This is a genomic window from Bacillales bacterium, from assembly GCA_035700025.1.
Classification (GTDB): domain Bacteria; phylum Bacillota; class Bacilli; order Bacillales; family DASSOY01; genus DASSOY01.
Map to the genome: position 1 here is coordinate 229084 of DASSOY010000048.1, position 8231 is coordinate 237314.

The following is an 8231-nucleotide window of genomic DNA, read 5'->3' on the forward strand; positions in this document are numbered from 1 at the left end:
GAAACCTTTTTTCATTGCATGCGTCTTTTCGTTAAATACACAAGTCCGGCGTTGATTAAAGAGATGTCCACTTTCGGCTCGTATTGGTTTTTTAACGCCTGTTGTTCTTTTTCGTACCATTCTCGTTCTTCATCGTCTTCGTTTCGAGTTTCGTAAAATTCCTTCAACAGAGCAAAGTCTTCTGCCCAACGGCGGCGCGCTTCTTCCGCCCAGTCATCGTTTTCTGCGGCGATCATCGATTGGATTTTCTGTTCCACCCGTTTCAACCCGCTGTTCGGTTTGATGATCGGTGAAATCGTAAAGCAATAATCGGGGATTTTTGGCGTTAGTGAAACGGCATCAAGCCGTTCTTGCATCGATTCGAGCAACTGCCCGTTTATGAGATGAAGGCCGTAGGATTCGAGACGATCCTTTTTTCGGTCGCATTGGTAGGAAATTTTTAAGTTCAATAACAGCCACGGGTCAAGGGGAACGGAGCGGTGCTCGCCGGTTTCCACCTGTTCATACAAGCGAACGAATGAACCGAGCTGTTTGGCGGTCCGAAAGATTTGATGAAGGCGGGGCGAACCGAAATGGATGAATTCGCCTTTTTCCGCTTTTGCACGTTCCGGGTCGGTGATCAGCCGCAAGGAAAGCGGCTCGCCGTCCATCCCCGTATTTTCGACGTACTTCCAATAAAACGGACGATTCATTAATCGTTTATCCATATCGACGGTCAACTGCACGTTCAACGATTTTCCGTCGTTCTCCAATAGTTCGCAACCGCTCGCGCGAAAGAACTTTTCTAAATAGTCATGGATGTCACGCTGTTCCATCGGAACGATTCTCCTTTCTCATGGTTTGCTCGAATTCGATCAGTGACGTCAAATTGTTCATTTTCACTTTGATTTCTCCATCGCTTTCGGAATGCGCGAGGATTTCCTTCACGTGCTCGTCAATATTTTTTAAATCGAGTTTGGTTAAAATCTCGTCAATCTCGCCGACGACGTTTTCGAACAGTTGAATTTTTTCATACAACAAGTTCAAGATATGTTCTTCGATCGTGTTTTCGGTCGCGAAATTGTAAATTGTTACGTCACGCTCCTGGCCGATCCGGTGAATCCGTCCGATTCTTTGCTCGATTCGCATCGGGTTCCACGGGAGATCGTAATTGATGATATGCCGGCAAAACTGCAAGTTGATCCCTTCACCGCCGGCTTCAGTAGCGATCAGCACTTGTGCTTGATTTTTGAACAGTTGTTTCATCCAATCTTTTTTGCTTCGTTTAAACCCGCCTCGGAATGGAACCGCTGAGATCCCGTGCTGTTTCAAAAACCATTGCAAATAAAGCTGGGTTGCTCGATATTCCGTGAACAAGATGACTTTGTCGTCAATTTCTTTGATCAGCTCGACGGCTTTTTCCGCCTTTGAATTAACTTTGACCGCTTCTACTTTGGCCGCCATTTGTTCGATCACTTGTTTCGCTTCGTCGGGAAAGTCGTCACGGCGGTACATTTTTTGCAAAGTTAACAATGCGGCTTCCCGGCTCGAACAAATTTCTCTTTGCAGCGTCAGCATTGAAAATGCATGAATCGCAGCCGCTCCCCCTAAGTCGCGAAAGGCGAATACGGAATCGTACAATTCGCGTTCCTGCTCGTTCAGCGTAATTTTCACTGATTTCACAATTCGTTTCGGCCACGGCAATCCCGTGTCGCCGCGACGATTGCGAATCATCACTTTGTCAACAAGCTTCCGAAGTTTTTCTTCGTTCTTTAAGTTTCGCCCGCCAGCCGCAAAGTTTTCTTCAAACGATTCGGAGCTGCCAAGGTGACCGGGTTTGAGCAAAGAAATCAAATGAAAGATTTCTTCCGGCTTGTTTTGCACGGGGGTTGCGGTGACAAGCAAACAAAACCGCTTTTGCAGCGAGCGGACAAACGCATAATTTTTCGTGTTTCGGTTTTTCAATTTATGGGCTTCATCGATGACAATAATGTCGTAGTTTTGTTCGCGGATGAGATCGCAGTGCGGCTTGCGTTTTGCCGTATCAAGTGATGACACGACGACGTCGCAGTGCTTCCAAACATACGATTTTTTTTGCGGGACGGCTGGAATGAGAAATTTGTCGTTCAATTCTTCGGTCCATTGCGACACAAGAGAGGCAGGCGTAAGGATCAATACTTTGGTTGCCAATCCGCGAATCATGTATTCTTTAATGATCAATCCGGCTTCAATCGTTTTCCCGAGCCCCACTTCGTCGGCGAGAATGGCTTTTCCATTCATTTTCTCGATGGCCGTTCTTGCTGTTTCCAGTTGATGCGGCAATAGTTCCAAGTCCGGCAAATGGTTCGGGGCTTGCAACCCGGAAAATTCGGGAATCGCCAGTTGGTTCTCCGCGGCCCATGCCAATTTGGCCATACGCGGGTCGGCCCACGGACCGTCTTCATCGATCTTGCGCAAGAAGTCGTCATGCCAGGAATCGTCAACATTTATATGAACGTTCAAAGAGATCGCTCCTTTCCGAAATCATTTGCCAAGGTGCCCAGAGCAATGGTAGGATAATATTAAGTAGTATGAGTAAAGGCTCGCACATTTATGAACACAGCTGAACATTCGCGAATGACAATGGGGGGAGAGTCCCGACGGACGCAAATGTGGTCTGGACGGGCGCCGAAGGAGCAAGCGGCATGTGAATCTCTCAGGCAAACAGACCTTCATTGGACGCACCTCTGAAAGCATCCGTTCATGACAGAGGAACACTTACGTGTTTCTTCTGTCTTTTTTTAATATGAGAGAATTGGGAGGGGACAGAATGAAGAAAACACCGTTATATGACGTGTATGAGAAGCATGGAGCGAAAATCGTCGATTTTCATGGGTGGGCGATGCCTGTGCAATTTTCAAAAATTCAAGAAGAACATGAAGCCGTTCGTACGAGAGCGGGACTGTTTGACGTCTCACATATGGGGGAAGTCACGGTAAGCGGTGAAGATGCATTGGACTTCTTGCAGCATTTGGTAACGAATGACGTTTCAAAGCTGAACCCGGGTAGAGCTCAATATTCGGCGATGTGTTATGAGGACGGCGGTACGGTGGATGATTTGATCGTCTATCAAAAAGACGAGAACGACTATTTACTCGTCATCAACTCGGCGAACAGCGACAGCGATTTTCAGTGGATCCAATCTCATGTGAAAGGCAACGTCGAAGTTCGCAATATTTCGGATCAAGTCGCACAACTTGCGATTCAAGGTCCGAAAGCGGAGCAAGTATTGCAAACGTTGACCGATACCGATTTAAGTGAGATCAAGTTTTTCCGTTTCCGTGACGGTGTGCGAATCGATGGGATTGCCGCACTTGTTTCGCGTACCGGGTATACCGGGGAGGACGGATTTGAAATTTATTGCGATTCCGGTGATGCAGCAGCCCTGTGGGAAGCGATCATGAAAGCCGGCGAATCGGTGAATCTTTTGCCGTGCGGGCTCGGTGCCCGCGATACACTTCGATTTGAAGCAAAATTGCCGCTGTACGGGCAAGAATTGTCGGCAGACATTACGCCGATTGAGGCCGGAATCGGGTTTGCTGTCAAGACAGACAAAGCGGAAGATTTCATCGGAAAAGAAGTATTGAAAAGGCAAAAAGAAGAAGGCGCGCCGCGTAAGCTCGTCGGGCTTGAGATGATCGAGAAAGGCATCCCGCGCACCGGATACGAAGTGTTCAGCGGCGGGGAAAAAATCGGAGAAGTGACAACAGGAACGCAATCGCCGACGTTGAAAAAGAACGTTGGATTGGCGCTCGTGAATCGTGAATTTGCCGCGCTCGACACAGAAGTAGATGTGCAAGTCCGCAAAAAACGTTTGCGTGCAAAAGTAGTGCCAACACCTTTTTATAAACGTTAGGGCAAAGGGGAGAGAACGGATGAGTAAATTTCGTTATTTGCCGATGACCGAGCAAGATGAAAAAGAAATGCTCGACACAATCGGAATATCAGCGGCGGCAGAACTGTTTTCGGACATTCCCGAAAACGTGCGGTTTCGCGGCAAGCTTGATGTGGAGGAAGCGTTAGCGGAGCCGAAACTGATGAGGTTCATGTCGAGCCTCGCCGGTAAAAACGCCAATACCGAGGAATACGTTTCCTTTCTCGGCGCAGGCGTGTACGACCATTATATTCCATCGATCGTCGATCACGTCATTTCGCGGTCGGAATTTTATACGGCCTATACGCCTTACCAGCCAGAAATTTCGCAAGGCGAACTGCAAGCGATCTTTGAATTCCAGACGATGATTTGCGAGCTGACCGGGATGGATGTCGCCAATTCTTCGATGTATGACGGCCACACCGCGCTTTCCGAAGCGGCAATCTTAAGTGTCGGCACGACGCGGAAAACGAAAATTGTTGTTTCCGAAACCGTTCATCCGCAAGCGCGTGACGTATTGCATACGTATGCAAAAGGCCAAAACCTCGAAGTCATTGAAGTGCCTATGGCAAACGGGATCACTGACCTCGACGCGTTGGAAAAAGTTGTTGACGACGACACCGCTTGCGTCATTACGCAATACCCGAACTTTTACGGTCAAATTGAGCCGTTGAAAGCGCTCGAAGCGGTCACACACGGGACGAAAAAGGCAATGTTCGTCGTCTCCAGCAACCCGCTTTCGCTCGGCGTGCTCACGCCTCCGGGCCATTTCGGTGCGGACATCGTTGTCGGCGACACGCAGCCGTTCGGCATTCCTGAATCGTTCGGCGGCCCCCACTGCGGGTATTTCGCAACGAAGAAGAAGCATACGCGCCGCGTACCGGGACGACTCGTCGGGCAAACGACCGATGAGCGCGGAGAACGCGGGTTCGTCATGACGCTGCAAACGCGCGAGCAGCACATTCGCCGCGACAAAGCGACTTCGAACATTTGCTCGAACCAGGCGCTGAACGCTTTAGCTTCTTCGGTGGCGATGAGTGCGCTTGGGAAGCAAGGTGTGAAGGAAATGGCGTACCAAAACATTCAAAAAGCGCAGTATGCGAAAAATGCGTTAGCGGAAAAAGGCATTGCTGTCGTGTATGACGGACCGTTTTTTAACGAACTTGTCGTTAAATTGCCGATTCCGGCCAAGGAGGCAAACCGCCATTTGCTTGCCGAAGGCATCATCGGAGGCTATGATCTCGGACGAGTCGCTCGTGAACGAAGCCATGAAATGCTGTTGGCCTTTACGGAAGTGCGGACGAAAGAAGAGATCGATCAATTGGTCGACGCATTGGGGGGATTGAAATGACCGTTCAAAATGAAACGGAAATGCGGGAACAGACGGAAATCAAAGATCAGCCGTTGATTTTTGAATACAGCCGTGACGGAAGAATCGGATTCAGTTTGCCTGAGCTTGATGTGCCGGAGGAAGATCTGGCTTCAGTCCTTCCGGCGGAATATCTCCGAACAGAAGAACCGAAGCTTCCGGAAGTTTCCGAACTGCAAATCATGCGTCATTATACAGCATTGTCGAATCGGAACTATGGTGTCGATTCCGGCTTTTACCCGCTCGGTTCGTGCACGATGAAATACAATCCGAAAATCAATGAAAATATCGCCCGCCTGCCCGGTTTTGCTCACATTCATCCGGAACAAGATGAGGAGACGGTGCAAGGGGCATTGGAAATGATGTACCGGTTGCAAACGAATCTTGAAAAAATTACCGGGATGGACACGGTTACATTGCAGCCTGCTGCAGGGGCGCACGGTGAATGGACCGGTTTGATGATGATTCGCGCTTACCATGAAGCGAACGGCGATTACAACCGGACGAAGGTCATCGTTCCGGATTCGGCCCACGGAACGAATCCGGCCTCGGCGACGGTTGCCGGTTTTGAAGCGATTACCGTGAAGTCGAACGAAAAAGGGAGCGTTGACGTGGAAGATTTGAGGCGGGTCGTTGGCGACGACACGGCGGCGTTGATGTTGACGAACCCGAACACACTCGGGTTGTTCGAGGAAGACATACTCGAAGTGGCGGAAATCATTCACGAGGCCGGAGGAAAGCTGTATTACGACGGGGCGAACATGAACGCAATCATGGGTGTGACCCGTCCCGGCGACATGGGTTTCGACGTTGTTCACTTGAATTTGCATAAAACGTTTACCGGTCCGCACGGCGGCGGCGGCCCCGGTTCCGGCCCTGTCGGCGTGAAGTCGGATCTCGTCCCATTTTTGCCGAAACCGGTACTCGTGAAGGCCGATGAAAGCTATCATCTCGATTACGACCGCCCGCAATCGATCGGTCGCGTAAAGCCGTATTTCGGTAACTTCGGTATCAACGTGCGTGCGTACACGTACATCCGTACGATGGGCGAAGAAGGGTTGCGCAAAGTTTCCGAATACGCAGTGTTGAACGCCAACTATATGATGCGCCGTCTTGAGCCGTATTTTGACTTGCCTTTTGCCCGTCATTGCAAACATGAATTTGTCTTGTCCGGCAAACGCCAGAAGAAGCTCGGGGTACGTACACTCGACATGGCGAAACGGCTGCTTGATTTCGGCTTTCATCCGCCGACGATTTATTTCCCGACGATCGTCGATGAATGCATGATGATCGAGCCGACGGAGACGGAGTCGAAAGAAACTCTTGATTCGTTCATTGACGCGATGATTCAAATCGCGGAGGAAGTTGAAAACCACCCTGAAATCGTCCAAGAAGCCCCTCATCACACGAAAGTGAGCCGTCTTGACGAAACGAGCGCCGCGCGGAATCCGATTTTGCGCTATGAAGCGTAATGATCGTTTGCATGAAAAAAGTGACCCCCGAATCTTCATCCTTTTTCGGAGGTCACTTTACTTTTATCCTTTTTTCACTTTGCCGCTCCATTTTTTGAATCCGCCTTTCAACTGATACAGGTCGGTATAGCCCTTCTTTTTCAAAAATGCGGCCGTCCTCGCGCTGCGTACGCCGTTTTGATCGTACAAATAAACCGGCTTGTCTTTGCGAAGTTCCTTGTAGCGCATGCGAAGTTGAGACATCGGCAAGTTTCTGGCGCCGAGAATGTGTCCGTTCTTAAATTCGTCCGGTTCCCGCACGTCGATGAGCTGCGACTTCCGGTACCCTTGTTTGAACGCTTCTTCTTCCAATGTCGTTAAATATTTTTTTTGCATGAGTTGCCTGACGATGAAGTAGGCCAATAAAGCCGCCAACACTCCGAGAACAAAATACATCCGTTCCACCCCTAACTTGTCTGCTAGTATCGATTATAAAAGCGCAGCAGAGAAGAATCAATCATTCTTCTCTCATCCTTAGCAAATGATTGAATGCAACTGTTAAATTTGTCGAAAAAACGTCGGTTGCGGCATCATTTCTCACGTTTTCATTGAAAAACGAAGGATATCGCCCGTTTTTATAGTTGACAACCATACGAATGTTTGCTCGAATATACAATATATAGTGTTATTTTTTGTAGACAGCACACAATATATTGTGATATGATCGGATCAACGACGTACATATCAAATTCGTCAAAGAGGGAGGAGATTCATGTGGAAACGACTCTTGCTTCGGGGCAAATCGACATTGCTCAACTAAACAAGGACATTGAGGAATTTCCGCAAGTGCACCCCGTCACCGAGGACATGCACATTACACATAAAGGGGTTTCGCGGCTCGTCATGCTGGACCGCTATTCATTCAAGGATACGGAAAAACGGACGTTGAAGGCCGGCGATTTTGTCGTGCTTACTGTGAAGGAGGATCCGAAATTTCCGGCGCGTGGTCTCGGATTCGTAAAGGAAATCCATTGGGAGCAGAGCCAGGCAAAGATTCAAGTGCTCGAGGAATATCGTCATGCGATCGACAATCCGCAGGAAGCGGCAAGCGGGGTTGTGACGAGAGGTCTTGATGTGATCGACAAACCGTTGGAAGTGTATTATGAGCAAGTCGCGAAACGGAATGCGACCGGTTTGGCTTCCGTTGAAACGACCGAGGAAAAGCGGCGTCAAGCATATGATCACTTTTATCACGAGTTGTCGACGATGAACTTCGTGCCTGCTGGAAGAGTGTTGTACGGCGCGGGTTCCGGCACGCAAGTTACGTATTTCAACTGCTACGTCATGCCGTTTGTGCAAGATTCCCGCGAAGGCATATCCGAGCACCGGAAAAAGGTGATGGAGATCATGAGCCGAGGCGGCGGCGTCGGAACGAACGGTTCCACGCTTCGCCCGAAAAATACGTTGGCGCGCGGCGTCAACGGGAAATCTTCCGGCTCGGTTTCCTGGCTCGATGACA

Annotated in this window: 7 protein-coding genes and 1 riboswitch; of the genes, 4 read left to right on the plus strand and 3 right to left on the minus strand. The window is 49.4% G+C overall.

Annotated features, from left to right (window positions below):
• Positions 1–11 precede the first annotated feature (11 nt).
• Both VFK44_08830 and VFK44_08835 read right to left on the minus strand, forming a co-directional pair.
• On the minus strand, positions 12–815 hold the full coding sequence (locus VFK44_08830) for a YqhG family protein (protein ID HET7628475.1): 804 nt from the start codon (positions 813–815) through the stop codon (positions 12–14).
• Positions 802–2481 carry an SNF2-related protein gene (locus VFK44_08835; protein ID HET7628476.1) on the minus strand — a complete coding sequence of 560 codons (1680 nt, stop codon included), beginning with the start codon at positions 2479–2481 and terminating at the stop codon, positions 802–804. The genes VFK44_08830 and VFK44_08835 overlap by 14 nt, the downstream gene beginning before the upstream one ends.
• 114 nt (positions 2482–2595) lie before the next feature.
• Positions 2596–2700: riboswitch (glycine riboswitch) on the plus strand.
• 88 nt (positions 2701–2788) lie between these two features.
• Here VFK44_08835 and gcvT point away from each other — a divergent pair.
• From gcvT to gcvPB, 3 genes are read left to right on the plus strand one after another with little or no spacing between them, the layout of a single operon-like run.
• On the plus strand, positions 2789–3874 hold the full coding sequence (gcvT, locus tag VFK44_08840; protein HET7628477.1) for a glycine cleavage system aminomethyltransferase GcvT: 1086 nt from the start codon (positions 2789–2791) through the stop codon (positions 3872–3874).
• 19 nt (positions 3875–3893) lie between these two features.
• On the plus strand, positions 3894–5243 hold the full coding sequence (gene gcvPA / locus VFK44_08845; GenBank protein HET7628478.1) for an aminomethyl-transferring glycine dehydrogenase subunit GcvPA: 1350 nt from the start codon (positions 3894–3896) through the stop codon (positions 5241–5243).
• The gene (gene gcvPB, locus VFK44_08850; protein HET7628479.1) at positions 5240–6733 is read left to right on the plus strand and encodes an aminomethyl-transferring glycine dehydrogenase subunit GcvPB; all 1494 of its coding nucleotides are present in this window, start codon (positions 5240–5242) and stop codon (positions 6731–6733) included. Before gcvPA ends, gcvPB begins: the two co-directional genes overlap by 4 nt.
• 63 nt (positions 6734–6796) lie before the next feature.
• On the opposite strand, the gene VFK44_08855 is transcribed toward gcvPB, so the two are convergent.
• Positions 6797–7168, minus strand: coding sequence for a rhodanese-like domain-containing protein (locus VFK44_08855; GenBank protein ID HET7628480.1), 372 nt, complete (start codon positions 7166–7168; stop codon positions 6797–6799).
• A gap of 318 nt (positions 7169–7486) precedes the next feature.
• Between VFK44_08855 and VFK44_08860 the strand changes: the two genes are divergently transcribed.
• Positions 7487–8231, plus strand: a 745-nt coding sequence (locus VFK44_08860) for a ribonucleotide reductase N-terminal alpha domain-containing protein (GenBank protein ID HET7628481.1), incomplete at its 3' end; no start/stop codon positions are given.